The sequence below is a fragment of the Sphingomonas sp. ABOLH genome (assembly GCF_003951715.1).
GTDB lineage: Bacteria > Pseudomonadota > Alphaproteobacteria > Sphingomonadales > Sphingomonadaceae > Sphingomonas > Sphingomonas hankookensis_A.
Genome location: NZ_QQWV01000047.1, coordinates 14,422 through 29,341, shown reverse-complemented (window position 1 = coordinate 29,341; position 14,920 = coordinate 14,422). Strand labels below are relative to the sequence as shown.

Annotated in this window: 13 protein-coding genes; 3 read left to right on the top strand and 10 right to left on the bottom strand. The window is 67.0% G+C overall.

What is annotated here, in order from left to right; translation table 11 throughout:
• The first annotated feature begins 62 nt into the window (after positions 1-62).
• Together CA237_RS16590 and CA237_RS16585 are read left to right on the top strand one after the other, a co-directional pair.
• Entirely contained in the window at positions 63-500 is a 438-nt protein-coding gene (locus CA237_RS16590; protein ID WP_126014893.1) for an Lrp/AsnC family transcriptional regulator, read from the top strand.
• 125 nt (positions 501-625) lie between these two features.
• Positions 626-2,743, top strand: a complete 2,118-nt coding sequence (locus tag CA237_RS16585; protein ID WP_126014891.1) for a TonB-dependent receptor — start codon at positions 626-628, stop codon at positions 2,741-2,743.
• Here CA237_RS16585 and CA237_RS16580 read toward each other — a convergent pair.
• Positions 2,698-3,942 carry an NAD(P)/FAD-dependent oxidoreductase gene (locus CA237_RS16580; protein WP_126014889.1) on the bottom strand — a complete coding sequence of 415 codons (1,245 nt, stop codon included), beginning with the start codon at positions 3,940-3,942 and terminating at the stop codon, positions 2,698-2,700. The two genes, CA237_RS16585 and CA237_RS16580, sit on opposite strands and share 46 nt — an antisense overlap.
• A gap of 238 nt (positions 3,943-4,180) precedes the next feature.
• Here CA237_RS16580 and CA237_RS16575 point away from each other — a divergent pair, with 238 nt between their 5' ends.
• Entirely contained in the window at positions 4,181-4,795 is a 615-nt protein-coding gene (locus tag CA237_RS16575; RefSeq protein ID WP_164523911.1) for a DUF1826 domain-containing protein, read from the top strand.
• On the opposite strand, the gene CA237_RS16570 is transcribed toward CA237_RS16575, so the two are convergent.
• From CA237_RS16570 to cas7e, 9 genes are all read right to left on the bottom strand, one after another.
• Positions 4,792-5,520, bottom strand: coding sequence for a GntR family transcriptional regulator (locus tag CA237_RS16570; RefSeq protein WP_066689741.1), 729 nt, complete (start codon positions 5,518-5,520; stop codon positions 4,792-4,794). The genes CA237_RS16575 and CA237_RS16570 overlap by 4 nt on opposite strands.
• Positions 5,520-6,401, bottom strand: a complete 882-nt coding sequence (locus tag CA237_RS16565; protein ID WP_066689740.1) for an N-acetylmuramic acid 6-phosphate etherase — start codon at positions 6,399-6,401, stop codon at positions 5,520-5,522. Before CA237_RS16565 ends, CA237_RS16570 begins: the two co-directional genes overlap by 1 nt.
• Entirely contained in the window at positions 6,398-7,969 is a 1,572-nt protein-coding gene (locus CA237_RS16560; RefSeq protein WP_066689739.1) for a sodium:solute symporter, read from the bottom strand. The genes CA237_RS16565 and CA237_RS16560 overlap by 4 nt, the downstream gene beginning before the upstream one ends.
• 5 nt (positions 7,970-7,974) lie before the next feature.
• Positions 7,975-10,731, bottom strand: a complete 2,757-nt coding sequence (locus CA237_RS16555; protein ID WP_066689738.1) for a TonB-dependent receptor — start codon at positions 10,729-10,731, stop codon at positions 7,975-7,977.
• Positions 10,732-11,013: 282 nt separating this feature from the next.
• Entirely contained in the window at positions 11,014-11,325 is a 312-nt protein-coding gene (cas2e, locus tag CA237_RS16550; RefSeq protein WP_066689737.1) for a type I-E CRISPR-associated endoribonuclease Cas2e, read from the bottom strand.
• Positions 11,325-12,209 (bottom strand): type I-E CRISPR-associated endonuclease Cas1e, encoded by an 885-nt coding sequence (gene cas1e, locus CA237_RS16545; protein ID WP_066689736.1) that lies wholly within the window; start codon positions 12,207-12,209, stop codon positions 11,325-11,327. Before cas1e ends, cas2e begins: the two co-directional genes overlap by 1 nt.
• Entirely contained in the window at positions 12,210-12,980 is a 771-nt protein-coding gene (locus CA237_RS16540; protein ID WP_164523910.1) for a type I-E CRISPR-associated protein Cas6/Cse3/CasE, read from the bottom strand. It lies immediately after the preceding gene.
• On the bottom strand, positions 12,977-13,705 hold the full coding sequence (gene cas5e, locus CA237_RS16535; RefSeq protein WP_198158525.1) for a type I-E CRISPR-associated protein Cas5/CasD: 729 nt from the start codon (positions 13,703-13,705) through the stop codon (positions 12,977-12,979). The genes CA237_RS16540 and cas5e overlap by 4 nt, the downstream gene beginning before the upstream one ends.
• Positions 13,702-14,916, bottom strand: coding sequence for a type I-E CRISPR-associated protein Cas7/Cse4/CasC (gene cas7e / locus CA237_RS16530; protein ID WP_066689733.1), 1,215 nt, complete (start codon positions 14,914-14,916; stop codon positions 13,702-13,704). The genes cas5e and cas7e overlap by 4 nt, the downstream gene beginning before the upstream one ends.
• Positions 14,917-14,920: the final 4 nt, after the last annotated feature.

Here is a 14,920-nt window from a genome sequence, read left to right as displayed (position 1 = left end):
AATACCAGCATCCCGATCTCGCCGCCTGACACACCGCCAAGCGAACAGCCTAGACCAACGGGATGAGGGGTCCCTTTTCGACGCCGATCACCCCGCTACCGGGGTCCCTTTTCCACGCCGATCCACAGTCGAAAACGCCGTGCTGGAACCGCGTCCAGTCGCTCGAACAGCGTCGGGTCATCACCGGCTATCGCGCCACGATAGATCCGCACGCCATCGGCTTGCGGCTTAGCGCCTTTGTCGAGGTATCGGTCGACTTCGCCCATCATGCCGCGTTCGAAGCCGCCGTGCTCGACCATGCGGCCATACTCGACTGCTATACGGTCGCTGGTGACGGCGACTATTTGCTCCATGTCATCACCCGCGACGTCGAGACGCTGGACGGACTGTTGCGTAGCGAACTGAGCCGGCTTCCCGGCGTTCAGCGCTTTGCGTCGACCATTTGCATGAAGACGATCAAGCGCGCCGCACCGCTAATGGCTGCGGTCAAGGTCGCCTGACCGGCTCGTTATCTTTCCGGAACGTTACATTTCTTGTCTCTGCCCAATCGGGTTGACGCCCCGACGTCCGATATTGCACCTGCCCCGCAAATGCTAATCACTCGCAAGAGTAATAAGGGGGTTTCATGGCAATCGGATTGGGCCGCAGGGTATCGGCAGGGGCGTTGGCTTGGGCGCTGACACTCGCGCCAGCCGTCGCGCAGACGCAGGCCGGGGCGAGCGATAGCGAGGATGTGGCGGCCCCCGACATCGTCGTCACCGCCTCTGGGTATGAGCAGCGCATCATCGAGGCACCGGCCAGCATCAGCGTGCTCGACCGCGCGAACCTTGAGGCAAAGCGCTTCGGCAGTCTCGCCGAGGCGTTGCAGGACGTGCAGGGCATCGATGTCGGCGGGGAGGCGGGCAAGACCGGCGGGATGAACATCTCGATCCGCGGGATGCCGAGCGACTATACGCTGATCCTGCTCGATGGTCGGCGACAGAACCCGCCGGGTGGCGTCACGCCCAACGGCTTCGGCGAAACCACGACCAGCTTCCTGCCGCCCTTCTCGGCGATCGACCGGATCGAGGTCGTGCGCGGACCGATGTCGACGCTGTATGGGTCCGACGCGATGGGCGGGGTCGTCAACATCATTACCCGCAAGGTCGGGAACCGCTGGGTCGGAACGGCGACCGCCGAAAGCACGATCCAAGGGGACGACCGGTTCGGCAATATCCAGTCGGTGAACGGCTTCGCACAGGGGCCGGTGGTCCGCGACCTGATTGGCCTGACGCTGTGGGGCAGCCTGTTCCACCGCGAAGGATCGGACATCCCGATCCCCGGCGATCCCGCGCTGACCCTCGGCCGCAATCCGGTGCGCGCCGATATCTACAATTACGGCGCCCGCCTGTCGCTGACCCCGCATGCGGATCATGATCTTTGGATCGAGGCGGATCGCAACACTCAGGCCTATGACAATAGCGAAGGGCGGCTCGGCACGCTGGGGTCGGGCGGCTATGCACCGGAATTGCAGTTCAACCGGTCCAACTATGTCGTCGCGCATAGCTGGCGCAGTGGCCTGGGTACGCTCGACACGACGCTGACCCGCAACGAAACCGCGACGATCGGTCGCCTGATCCCGCGTGGCACACCGGGCAAGGTGGCGGGCAGTCCGCGCACGCTGGAGGCGCGCAACGACATTATCGATTCCCGCTTTGCCGGACGGCAGGGGCCGCTCGCCTTCACCCTCGGCGGCCAATATTGGCATGCCCGCATGGTGGAGGGGGTCGCGCCCGAACCGTTCACCTTCACCCAATGGGCGGGCTTTGCCGAAGCGACGCTGACCCTCGCTGAAGGCTTCAACCTGACCGGCGGCGTGCGCTATGACGATCATTCGACCTTCGGCAATAAATGGTCGCCGCGTGCCTATGCGGTGTGGAACGTCACCGACGCGCTGACCGTGAAGGGCGGCGTCAGTCGCGGGTTCAAGACCCCGCGCGTCGAACAGATTGCCGAGGGGATCATCGGCTTCGGCAATCAGGGGCGCACCCCGTTGCTGGGCACGCCGAACCTCATTCCCGAAACCAGCACCAGCTACGAAGCCGGTGTCTATTACGACGCCGATGGCTGGTTCAGCGGCAACGTCATGCTGTTCAACAACGACTTCACCGACAAGATCGCCGCCGGACCGGGCATCCCCAATTGCCAGTTCGCCGGCAATCCGAACCGGCCGGGCTGTCTGGACGTGGGGCCGTTCCCGGCGGTCGACCTGTTCGCGCAGTCGATCAACATCGACAAGGCCCGCGCACGCGGCGTCGAAGCGGCGGGCACATTCGCCTTCAGCCCCGCCGTATCGCTCACCACCAACTATACCTATACCGAAACCGAACAGCTGAGCGGTGCCGACCGGGGCCTGCCGCTGATTGGTATTCCGCGGCATATGCTCAACGGCAATCTGCGCTGGAAGCTGGGGGAAAAGGCGAATCTGTGGACGCGCGCCGAAGTCCGCTCCAGCCGTTATCGCGGCAACAACGAACAGCAGCGCGCGATCGGCGATTTCCGCGGCTACGAGCTGTTCCATGTCGGCGGCAGCTATCAGGTAACCGACACCTTCCGTCTATCGGCGGCGATCTACAACATCCTCGATACCGATTATGCCGTGTACGAACCCTATCGCAGCGGTGCCAACACCGTGTTCACCCCGGCCTATGCGATCAATCAGGAGGGGCGACGGCTCTGGCTGTCGGCCAATGTCGATTTCTGATCGCCGAACAGCGGCCCGAGCGGATCGCCGATCAGGCCGCTGACCATCGCCGCCTGGATACGGGTCGCCGGCCACAGCTTCGACAGTGGGCCGACGATCCGGTCGCGCAGGAAGGGGAGCAGCCGGCTGTCGGACTGATAGACCGGGGTGAACAGCGCGGTCAGCGCCTGATACACCCGGACATGCCGCTGCCGCATCACGACCGCCTGCGTGAGTGCGGTAGCGACATCCGGTGATCGCCGCAGGGCGAGGGCGAGCGCATAGGCGTCAAGCAACGCCATATTGGCGCCCTGTCCCAGCTGCGGGCTGGCCGAATGCCATGCGTCGCCGATATGGATCATGCCGGTCTCGGCCGGCGTCGCCAGCGTGCGATGCGCGTAGCGGGCGAAGGTCAACTGATCGGCGGATCGGATCTGGTCGAGCAACGCCTGCGTCGCGGGCCAGAGCGTCGCGACGTCGGCTTTCCACGCCTCGAGTCCGGCACTGTGCCATTCCGCCAGCCGGTCGGCCCGCAACGACCAGAACAACGCCGCCTGCTGCCGGCTAGTGCCCGGGAGACGGCCGACCGGCAGCACGCCGACCATCACGCTGGCCCGGCGATAGCGCTGCTCCAGCGCGGTGGGATCGAACCCGGCGGCGTCCGGCCAATCGAGCGTGCCCCACAAGGCGCCATAGGCCAGTTCCCGACCGCAGGGTGGCGCGAGCGGCGTGCGCGTGCCGAGGGCGTCGACGATCAGGTCGAACGGCCCGGCACGGCGTCCGCCTTGCAGCAGCAGGATGCGCTGCCCGCCGGCGGTCGCCTCGCTACCCGTCACCGCGCAGCCGGTTTCAATGGCGATCCCTTCAACCGCGACGGCGCGATGCAGAAGCGAGAACAACGCCGCGCGACGCACGCCGATGCCGAACCCCGCGCGTCGCCCAAGCGCCGCATAGCGCACGTCGAGGACGATCCGCCCGCTGCTTCCCGCCTCGCCATGCAAACGATCGACCCGCGCGCCATGGTCGAGCAAATCGTCGGCCAGTCCCAGTTCCCGCAACACCGCAAAGCCGGTTGGCTGGATCATCAGCCCCGACCCGACCGGGCGCGGCGCATCGAACCGTTCGAACAGCGTGATGCGATGACCGTCGCGGTGCAGCAGCAGCGCGGCGGCGAGACCGGCCGGGCCGCATCCGGCAATGGCGATGGCGAGCCGCTGCATCGGATCAGTCTAGGCGCGGACGGCCGAATGTGACCAGTAGAACCAGCGCGATCAAAGGCCGCGTTCGATCTTTTGCGGAGGACATCCCGAGACATCATGCAGTTTGCGAATGTCAGTCGCCCTTTGCGCAGCCGATTTTGGCATGGACCAGCGCAAGGCGAGAGCGTATGCACAAGGTATGTTATTACATAACCAATCAATGCTCGCTGATCGGTCGAGTGTTTCGCCCGAAGACGGCATGGGGAGTGCAAGCGCGGCGTTGCCGTCGCACGTCCGGATCGGTGACGGGATCGATGCGTTGCGCTGCATCCGATCGGCGGACGTCAATCTGGCGATATGGCGTCGATCGTATCCAGATGTCGCCATCGCCGAAGTCATATTGGACGCGGTCGATGACGTAGCAATGGTGCAGCCGGTCGAGGAGATCGCCACGACGTTGCCCGACGAACTCGCGACGGCGGGTTATCCGACGGCGATCGCCCGTCTGCTCGCGGCCGACGTCGCAACGCTCGCTTCGGCCCTCGCGACGATCGTCGGCGTGACCCGGGTATCGATCCGGTTGGACGTGGTGGAAACCGACGCGTGCCGCCGGTTCCACGCCGATTATGTAACCGCCCGGTTGATCTGCACCTATGTCGGGCCGGGAACCCAGTGGCTTACAGCTGCCGACGCAGCAGCGCTGGGCGAGGGGGCGGCGGTCGACAGCTTGGTCGTCCGGTCGCTTTCCACCGGCGATGTCGGGATGTTCAAGGGCAAGACTTGGGCGCCCGACGCGCCGATCGTTCACCGTTCCCCGCCGATCCTGACCACCGGCGAGCGCCGCCTGTTGCTGGTGATCGACCCCGCGCCCTAAACCTCGTTCAGCTCGGTCACGAATTCATAGCGGTCGCCGCGATAGACCGACCGGGTGAACTCGACGATCCGCCCGTCGGACAGCCGGGTACAACGTTCGATGCGCAGCACCTCCGACTGCTGCTCGATCGACAGGATGCCGGCCTCGGTCGCGGTGGCGAGCGATGCGCGCACCCGCTGCGTGCCGCCGACCGGGCGGAAGCCGTGCGCCTCTAGCGCTTCGTAGAGCGAGTCCTGCAACTGGGCGAGGTCCGGCATGAATTCGGCCGGCACCACCGCATGTTCGATCGCCAGCGGATCGCCGCCCGACAGCCGCACCCGGCCCAGCCGTGCGACGCGAGTATCGGGCGCGACCGCCAGCGCATGGGCCTCCTCCTCGGTCGGCAGGGCATAGCTTTTGTAGATCCACACCACGCCCGGCGCTTCGCCACGCGACCGGGCATCGTCGCTGAAGCTGGTCAGCCGTGCGCCGCGCGCCTCGATCCGGGGGGCGACGAAGGTCCCCGACCCCTGTTTGCGCACGACGATGCCCTCGTCGATCAGCTGCTGGATGCCCTTGCGCACCGTGACGCGGGAGAGTCCGGCCATCTCGCTTAGGTCGCGTTCGGAGGGGAGGGCGCCGCCCGGAACGATCCCGCCATCGCTGATATGGTTGCGCAGGCTGCGCGCGAGCTGGAGATAGAGCGGCGTGTCCTTGTCGCCGCTGGGCCAGGCGATTTCGCGCATCAATTGCCTGCCGCAATCGCGGCATCTAGCCGTCCGTGATGCCGGTCGAGCAATGCCGCCGCGTCCTCCGGCGTCATGCCGCGCGCGATCAGCACCGCGCGGCGGATATCATTGTCGCCGCGTTCCAGCGCTTCGGCGGCGGCATCCGGCGCGACCCCGGTCAGGTCCTGCACCATTGCCCGCGCGCGGCGCAGCAGCTTCGCGTTCGACACCCGCATCGCCACCATGCGACCGTCATAGACGAGGCCCAACCGGATCATGATCGTGGTCGACAACAGGTTCAGCGCGGCCTTCTGCGCGGTGCCGGCCTTCATCCGGGTCGATCCGGCGACGATCTCGCTCCCGGTCGACGCGACTACAACATGCTCGGCGGCGTCTACCAGCGGCGTTGCCGCATTGTTGGCGATACCGATGGTCAGCGCGCCTGCCGCCCGCGCCGCTTCGATCGCCGCGACCGTGAACGGCGTCCGCCCGCTCGCCGCCACACCGATCATCACGTCCTGCGCACCCACTCCGGCAGCGGCAACCTCGGCGCGCGCCGCATCGGCATCATCCTCCGCCCCCTCGCGTGCCTTGGTCAGCGCGTCCGCGCCCCCGGCCATCAGGAACAGCGTCCGCTCGCCCGGCCAGCCGAAGGTCGGATGCAGCTCGGTCCCGTCCTGCACCGCCAGCCGGCCGGACGTACCCGCGCCGACGAACACCAGCCGCCCGCCGCTCTCCAACCGCGCCGCAGCGGCGTCCGCAGCGGCGGCGATGGCGGTGGTCTGCGTCTGGAGCGCGGCGATCGCCGCCATCTGTCCCTCCAGCATCGCCTCGACGGCGCACTGCGTCGGCCAGCGTTCGACGCCCTGATAGCGAGGATCAAGCGTTTCGGTATTCATGCGGAAAGTCCGTCCGGTTGGCCGCGCCCCGCCGCCCCCGCCGGAGCGGCGCAGACGAGGAACGCGACGAAGGTGCCGATGCACAGCTGAAAGGGAAAGGCGAGACCGGTGAGCGCTCCGGGAAGGCCGAGCACGCGGGCGATGCCCGGCTGCAACAGCACGATCACCGCAAAGCCGATGAGCAAAGCCGCGACCACGGAGTTCGTTGTACCCCGAGTGGTGAACAACGCGGTGAAGTACACACCCAGCAGCCCGGCATAGGTGAACACCATCACCTGCAGCGCGAACTCCAGCAGCCCCATGTTGCTATGCCGTTGCCAGTAATAAGACGCGACCGCCATCGCGAGCATGGCGAGACCGATCACGCCCATGCCGGCGCGCCCCGCACTCACGAAATGGCTCTCCGCCACCGTGCCGCGCCGCTCGCGCCACGGGCGATAGAAGTCCTGCACCAGCACCGACGACATGGCGTTGAGCGCCGAATTGGTCGTCGCCACCGCCGCCGCGCAGATCCCGATCGTCACCAGCCCGCGCAGGCCACCTGGCAACTGGGTCAGGATATAGTGCATGAAGATGCTGATCTTCTCGCCCCCGAATGCCTGCCCGGCGGTCGCCGCGGCACCGCCCATCAGGTCGGGGCGGTTATAGAAGACGTGCAGTAACAATCCGATGACGATGAACAGCCCGACTGTCGGGATCGTCGCGAATACCGACAGGTACAGGCCGCGCGCGCCGGTCTTCGCATCCTTGCACGCCAGCAGCCGCTGGGTCGTGTCCTGATCCATCCCGGCATTGGCGATGTAGAGCAGGGTGATCCCGGTCACGATCGCCAGCAGCGAGAAGGGCCGCGACAAATCCGTCGAAACATCGAACAGCCGCAGCTTGTCGACCCCGCCGGGGGCATTGCGCAGCGCGTCGATGATCGCTTCGTTCGACGCCGGGATCGACAGGCGCAGGAACACCAGTACCGCGATCGCCGACCCCAGATATACGACGAACTGGATCAGGTCGTTCCACAGCACCGACTTCAGCCCGCCGATGAAGGTAAACAACACGCTGGCGACCACCAGCAGCGCGGCGGCAATCAATATGCCGGTCGCATCGACCGATCCGGTGATGACCATGGCGAGGGCGATCGCCGCCAGATACACCCGCGCACCGCCTGCAAAGACCCGCCCGACGAGGAACATGCCCCCCGCCCAGCGGGTCGCACGGATGCCGAAGCGCATCGTCAGCAGTTCGTACGCCGTGGTCGCGCGGATGGCGTAGAAGCGCGGGATCATCACATGCGCGACGAACATCGCGCCCAGCAACCCGCCCAGATTGCCGGTCAGATAGGTGAGGTCCGCGCCATAGCCATAATCCGGACCGCCCAGAAACGTCGCCGCTGACTGGGTCGCCGACAGCACCGACACCGCCGCCAGCCATGCCGGCACATTGCCGCCGGCCAGGAAATAATCATGCGCCGACGCGGTATTGCGGGGGGTGAAGATCCACCCCCCGGCGACCAGCAGCACCAGATAGGCGGCGATGACCAGCCAGTCGGCCAGCGAGAAGGGCAGGCGCATCGCGCTTACATCTTGGCCGTCAGGGTGAACCCGATCGTGCGGCCGAGAATGTCATAGGTATCGGGGAAGGTATTGAAGACCCCACCCGCCGACACGCGCGGCGGACGCCGGTCGAGCAGGTTGTACACGCCCGCGCTCATCGAGATCGCTGGGGTGAAGTCGCGCGACGCCGACAGGTCGAACGTGTCCTGCGCGCCGATGATCTCGCTCGATCCAGCCGCACTGGACTTCACCGCGCCGATCCGCTGCCAGTCGAACTGGATCACGCCATGATCGAACAGGATGCCGATACCGGCGGTATGGCGGTAGTCCGGCTGTACCAATGTCGTACCATCGCTGGAACAGGTAGCACCGAACGTGCCCTTGCACTGCACCGCGTTGACGGTCGGATTCGCCTGGATCAGGTACGATGTGACGATATTGCCCTGATAGCTGGCACGCAGCCCCACGCCGTTCATCCATTCGGGCCGCAGCGTATAGCTGGCGGCGACGTCCAGCCCGCGCTGGAGCAGGCGCCCGAGATTCTGGTTGTTGACGAACGCGTCCTTGAACGACCCGTTGGCGTTGCGCGTCACCAGGTTGCACAGCGGGTTGCCGGCAGTCGGATTGGTGATGTAGCAGCTGGTGATCGCCGCGATCGGCTGGATCACGCCCACCGCGCCGCGCAGGTCCAACTCATACCAGTCAACCGTCGCATTGAGACCTGGCAGGAAGATCGGGGTCAGCACACCGCCGATCGTCTTGGTAAAGCCGGTTTCCGGCTGGATGTCCGGATTGCCGCCGTAGAAGTAATTTCCGGTCAGATAGCTGGCGGCACGGGAATCGGTCGAACCCGCCGCCGGCGCACCCAGTCGGTCGCACTGCGCGCGGTTGCCGGTGCCGATCACGCACGGATCGCCGCCATAGCGTGGGCGCAGCCGGTCGACCGTGACGAGGCTGCTGAACGGCAGCGACGATGTGCTGGCGGCGAACTCGCCGAAATTGGGGGTGCGCAGCACGCGCTGGTACGTTCCGCGCAGCCGCAAATTGCGGTCGACCGCCCAGTTCGCCTCGACCTTCCATGTACCATGGGTGCCGAACAGGTCGTAGTCGGACAGGCGATAGGCACCGCCGACGTCGAACTGGCGGATGAACGGCGTATTATGGATCAACGGTACGCGCAGTTCGCCATACAGCTCCTTCACGTCGAACTTGCCGGTATAGGCCGCCTGCACCCCCTGCCGATACGTATTGCCCGACAGCAGCGCGCTGTCCTGCTGGATGCTCGCCGTCTCGCGGCGATATTCCACGCCGGCGGCAAAGCCGATCGACCCGGCGGGCGGGGTGAACAGGTCGTCCAGCGTCCCGCTGACCGTCGCCGCGGTCACGAACTGGTCGCGCTTGCGGTTGAAGCCGTTGATCGGGCTGCCCAGCGCCGCGGCGATGCCGGGGCGGTTGGGGCCGAAGATATCGACCGTGTTGACGATCGATGCGAAATTGTTCGCGCCGCTGGCATTGGCGACCTGCCCGTCGCCGCCGATCAGCGAATTTTCGATCGACCGCCCATATTGCGCATAGATGTTCCACTGGAGCGCGCTCGTGATCGGCCCGCGCAGCCCCGACTGCAGCTGCAACGTGTCGCGTTCGGTGCGATAGGTTATGAGCCCCAGTTCGGCCAGCGAGCGGCTGACATTCACCTGCGCCACGCCGTTCACGAAGGTCAGCTGGCTGCGGATCGCATCGGTCAGGAACGGGTTGGTCGCATTGATGCCAACCGTGCGGCTGACGCTGGCCGGCTGCGCGCCGGGCGTGCCGGTCTCTTCGGTGCGGGCGTTGGTGAACATCGCGCGGCCGTAAATCTCGACCGCCGGGGCAAGCTCGTATTTGTACAGCGCGGCAAGGTTGATGCGCTTCAGCGGCGATACCAGCGGGTAGCTGCCTGAGACGTTCGACGTCGCCGACGGCGTGGTGGTGAACGCGCCGGCATCGGTAAAGCCGAAGCGGCGGCCGCTCGCGACATCGGTGAACACGCCGCCGATGCTGGGAATGGTCTGGTTCGGTGTCGCCGCCCAGTCGCGCTGGCGCGCGAGAATACCGTCACGCTGGGTGTAATCGGCGGCGAACACCAGATTGCCGCGGTCGCCGACGCCCAGGCCCAGCATCACCGACCCGCCATATTGCGCGCCGCCGCGCACCGACAGGCGGCTGGCGGCGGTCCCGCGCACCCCTTCGAACTCATCGTTCAGGATGAAGTTGACGACACCCGCGACCGCATCTGCGCCATAGACGGCGGCAGCGCCCCCGGTCAGCACGTCGACCCGCTTGATCAGCGACGCAGGGATGGCGTTGACGTCGACCGAGTTGCGGAAGCTGAACGGCGCGGCGCGGGTGCCGTCGATGAGCACCAGCGACCGGCTCTGCCCGAAATTGCGCAGTTCCAGCACCTGCGCCCCGAACGCATCGCTCCCCTGCGACCCCTGTCGCACACCGCCCGACAACTGCGGCAGTTTGGTCGAGAAATCCTCGATCGTCAGCGCGGATTGCAACCGGATCTGCTGTTCGCTGGTCGACGCGACCGGGCTGCTCGACACCAGTCCCGGCGTGGGGATGCGTGTCCCGGTGACGACGATTTCGCCATCGCCCTGATCGTCGCTGGCGGTCGAGGCGCCGGCAGGGACGGGAGTCGTGGCGGTTGTGCTTTGAGCCATCGCGATCCCGGGTAACTGGGGCAGCGCAATGGCTAGCGCCGCCAGCGCGGTCGAATGCCGGAACGATGGTGCCATGGTCTGCTCCTCTGTCGCACCGCCGGTTTTGTGTTCGGTGCCCTTATTCGCGAATCAGCGACGGAGTTGAAGTGTGTATACCTGCAGCTATCATGTAAAGGGGCGGTATTAATTTGGTATTGTAATAATTGAGCAGTTCTCTGCGGGGGCGGGGAGACTCGGCATTGAGGTGACGGCGCGCGCGCAGGATGGGGTGGATCCCCGCGGGGGCGGGGGAGACTCTTGGCGTTAGGTTGGTGAAATTGTTTACCTTTTCAAAGATCGTTGGTCGAGGCTGATTATCTAGGGGTTGCGGGAGCTTAGCGCCCGGCGGACCAGAAGAATGCCGTCATGGGCCACGACGTCCTTGGGCGGTTCGCCGAGCACGGAAAGGCCCAGACCGCCTGCGGAAGCGGGTTCGGCCCAGCACATTACGATGCTGCCGCGGCGCAGGCGGCCATGCCATTCCTCGACCACCGTCCAGATGCGGCCGCGCACGCCGGCGCTCATGCGCGGCTGGGCATAGACGCCGGGGGCGAGTTCGAGCATCGCCGAGCCGAGGAAGCCGCGATAGCGGTCCTCGACGCCGCGGGTGATGACGACGGTCAGCGGCATCAGGTCGTCGCCCCCGCCGCCTCGCCGGGCATCAGCAGCCCCTTGATCCGGTCGATCATGCCGGGAATGACGCTGCGCTGCCGGAACAGCAGGGCCGCGCGCTTGCGCACCAGCCGTTCGATCGGGGCGGCACCATGCGCCCGCGCCTCCCTGACCGCGCCGAAGGCGATGTCGAGCAGCACGTCGTGGCGGTAGAGGTCGGCGATGTCGAGGACGAAGCTCTGCCCCGAATCCTCGTGCACAAAGCCTAGTTGCGGGATCGCGCCGGTCGAGGCGACCGCGACGGCGGCAGCGGCGGTCATCGCCGATCCGGCGTGGTTGATCGCCTGGTTGGCGAGGTCGCCGGCCTCCGGGTTTTCACGGTCGTAGCGGCGGCCGTTCCACGCGATGCCATGGCGTTCGGCGGCAAGGACATAGGCACGCTTGATCCGCGCGCCCTCCTGTCCGCGCAGCACGGTGATGTCGCGGGTCCGCACGATCTGACCAAAGCGCATCGCGTACATCGCACGGGCGGTTTCCATGCGCAGCTTGGGATCGGCCCAGCGGCGGACCTGTGCGCGGGCCAGCGCCGAACTGTCGGGCATCAGCGGCGGCGCGGTGTAGAAGCGGACCGCGCCGTCGCCGATCGCCGCCAGCGCACAGCCATGGCGCGCCAGCAGCCGCAGCGCGTCATGCGTGACGCTCGACCCCGGTCCCAGCAGCACGATCGAGATGGAATGATAGGGAATTTGATAATCCCCGGCGACCAGCGCCCCGCCGCCCGCCGTCACGAAGCGAAGACACCCGTCCTCCACCTCCAGCCGCCCGCGATCCAGCCAGACCAGCCCCTGCCGGTCGGCATGGGGGATGCGCGCCTTTTCGAGGCCGAGGCGACCCGAGAGCATCTATCCGACCCGGCCCGGCGGGGCGAGCAGCAGCATGCCGTAACCGAAGCCGGAATGCCGCCCGATCCCCTTGGCCAGCAGCGCGGCGAAGGCGGCGGGATCGGCGATGGTCAGCGTGCCGCCGATGAGCGCGTCCGGTCCCTCGACGCGGTGGGTGCGGCGGCCTTCGCTACGGTGCGTGTTGCGCAGGGTGCGGGTTCGGCGGAAATGGCGCAGGTCGGCATGGTCGAGCGTCGCGGCGTCGGCAAGGCGCTTCGCCAGCCAGTCGATATAGACCGCTTCTCGGTCGACCGTATCCGGGTCGCCGCCTGCGCGCGCAACCCGTTCGCGTGCGGCGTGGTTGGCGTCGATCTCGCCTGCCCCGGACAGCCAGCCGCCGTCCCGCTCGGTCCGCGCGGCGCGGGCTGATTTGCCGAAGCGCACGACGGGCCGCACGCGGACCTCGAAACCGAAGCGTGCGCCTTCGCGCCAGCGTTCGGGCATGGGGCGCAACGCGGGTTCGCCGTCGAACAGCGCGTCGATCACGGCATCGGCGGGTGGCAGCGCGGCAGCGTCGGCGAATTCCGCGCGGTCGTGGACATAGCCGAGCAGATGCGGGCCCTTTTCATGATCCGGCAGGAAGCGGAACGGGCGCGGCGCAGCATCGCCGAACCGGGCGAGCAGGGCAGCATGGAGCGCATAGCCCAGATCGTCGTCGCTCAGCCGCCGCGCCACGGCGAAGCCGGCCAGCGCATGGACATGGATGCCGATGCGGGCGAGATGCAGCGTCACGGCGTCACCCCCGGCCAGTCGAGCCGCCCGACCGTCACCCGGCGCAGCCCTGCATGGACACCGGCGGGCCAGTGGCGTTCGTCGGTCAGTTCCTCGTCCTGCGTGTTGCTGGTGGCGACGCTGCCGGTCGGTTCGCCGAACGGCCATTGCGCGCGGATCGTGGCGGGTTGGAGTTCGATCATTGCGAACCCCAGCGCCAGCGCGTCGGGAATGGTGTCGGCGTCCACCATGGCGAGCAACAGCGGTCGCGACGGCAGGAACGGCTTGCGGCCGAGGAACAGCGGGCGTTCGGGCCGGGTCAGCGCCTCGGCCAGCGTGGCAAGATCGGGCGCTTCGTCGGCCGGTTCGAGGCGACAGGCGATCAGAACGCGGGCATCGGCGTCCATGTCGCGATAGCGGATGTGCGGCGATTTATAGGTATCGGCCCCGCCCGCGCGCCCCTCCACCCGGCCGCGCGTGGTCCAGCCGCGATCGTTTGCGCCGAGCTGCGCGGTCTGGAACTCGCGTTCGCGGCGCCCCTCGGCCACGCGCGCCGATCCGATCACCAGCCGGTCCTGCAAGGCGGCGTGCGCGTCGACGTCGAAGCGTTCCCAGCCGAGCGCATTGGCGAACAGGCCGGCGACCATCGATTTCGACGGAAAGTCGCGCACCACGCCGTAAGCATCGACCAGATCGCCGCCGAAGCTCATCAACGGCGCGTCGCAATCGAGCAGCAGGTGTTTCACGCAGCCGCGTCCCGCACGACCGACCCGGCCCATGCCGCCAGTTCGCGCAAGCTGCCATTGGCGACTTCGGGCACGGCGAGGTCGGGCAGGGCGGCGAGGCGGCGCGCCTCTCCGGTTTCGTACATCCGGTCGAGGTCGGTGAGGTGGCCGGCCATCGCCTGTGCCGTGCGGTGGCCGAGCGAGCGGTTGGAGGTGCGGTCCTCGGTCGCGATCGCATCGCGAAAGGCGTTGGCGAGGGTGCGCGGCTGGCGGTCGCCGGCCTCGACCAGCACCAGTTCCGCGCGGCTGTAAGGCGCGGTCGACCCCTTCTTCGCGCCGGGCGAGATTTCGGCGACGAGGTGAACGAGATGCTCGACCACCTGTGCGGCCAGCGTGCGGTCATGGTCGCCGGCCCAGTCCTTGCGGTCGCAGCCGGTCAGGTTGGAGACGAGCAGCGGCACGTCGACCACGACATAGCCATAATAGAGGCCGGAGGTCAGTTCGGTGTCGAACACGCCGGCCGCGCCGGCATCGTCGCCCTGTTCGCGGTCGCTGAGGTCATCGACCACGGTGAAATAGTCGGTCTCGGTCTGCATCGCATGGACGGTGAAGGCATGGGCGACATGGATCGCGGCGTCGCGGTTCGCCTTCGTATCGCTGGTCACCATGCGGCCGAACAGGGCTGCCTCCAGCGAGGCCGCCAGAAGATTCTGGTCGCGCAGCTGGTTGAGATTGTTCTTCTGTTCCTTGACCCAGACGTCCGCCGCCGCCTTCACGCCCGCCGCGCTCCCGCTTTCGGCGAGCAGGCGTTCGGCCTCTTCGCGCAGCCATGCCAGTTCGGGGCGGCCGAACAACAAGGCCTGACGCTGCTGCTTGTCCTTGGCATTCTTGCCGTAGAATTTGGTGATGAAGGCTTCCTCGACCGCATCGACCATGGCGCCGTCGAAACGTGCCCGCAGCGGGCCGGTGACCTCGCGTTCGATCGCCTGTTTGGAGCGGACGCCCTCGACGCCGTTCTGCCTGGCGAGTTCGTGCAACGCGTGGCGGTCGTCGGCCATGCGCCAGTGGCGCTTGAGGCATTGCGACGACACGCGGGTGCGGGTGGCGGTGCCGAAGGGCAGGCGCTTGGCAAGGCCGGCATCGTCGCGGTTGAGCAGCGCGCCGGGCCATGCGGCGAGGAAATGGATCTGGATGAGTTTCGGCACGATGCCGTCGGTTGCGGTGGTCGTCATGCGG

What these genes read in the sequence shown, in the direction of transcription:
- CA237_RS16590 (WP_126014893.1), top strand. Translation starts at nt 63, where the DNA reads ATGAGGGGTCCCTTTTCGACGCCGATCACCCCGCTACCGGGGTCCCTT.
- CA237_RS16585 (WP_126014891.1), top strand. Translation starts at nt 626, where the DNA reads ATGGCAATCGGATTGGGCCGCAGGGTATCGGCAGGGGCGTTGGCTTGG.
- CA237_RS16580 (WP_126014889.1), bottom strand. Translation starts at nt 3,942, where the DNA reads ATGCAGCGGCTCGCCATCGCCATTGCCGGATGCGGCCCGGCCGGTCTC.
- CA237_RS16575 (WP_164523911.1), top strand. Translation starts at nt 4,181, where the DNA reads ATGGGGAGTGCAAGCGCGGCGTTGCCGTCGCACGTCCGGATCGGTGAC.
- CA237_RS16570 (WP_066689741.1), bottom strand. Translation starts at nt 5,520, where the DNA reads ATGCGCGAAATCGCCTGGCCCAGCGGCGACAAGGACACGCCGCTCTAT.
- CA237_RS16565 (WP_066689740.1), bottom strand. Translation starts at nt 6,401, where the DNA reads ATGAATACCGAAACGCTTGATCCTCGCTATCAGGGCGTCGAACGCTGG.
- CA237_RS16560 (WP_066689739.1), bottom strand. Translation starts at nt 7,969, where the DNA reads ATGCGCCTGCCCTTCTCGCTGGCCGACTGGCTGGTCATCGCCGCCTAT.
- CA237_RS16555 (WP_066689738.1), bottom strand. Translation starts at nt 10,731, where the DNA reads ATGGCACCATCGTTCCGGCATTCGACCGCGCTGGCGGCGCTAGCCATT.
- cas2e (WP_066689737.1), bottom strand. Translation starts at nt 11,325, where the DNA reads ATGCCGCTGACCGTCGTCATCACCCGCGGCGTCGAGGACCGCTATCGC.
- cas1e (WP_066689736.1), bottom strand. Translation starts at nt 12,209, where the DNA reads ATGCTCTCGGGTCGCCTCGGCCTCGAAAAGGCGCGCATCCCCCATGCC.
- cas7e (WP_066689733.1), bottom strand. Translation starts at nt 14,916, where the DNA reads ATGACGACCACCGCAACCGACGGCATCGTGCCGAAACTCATCCAGATC.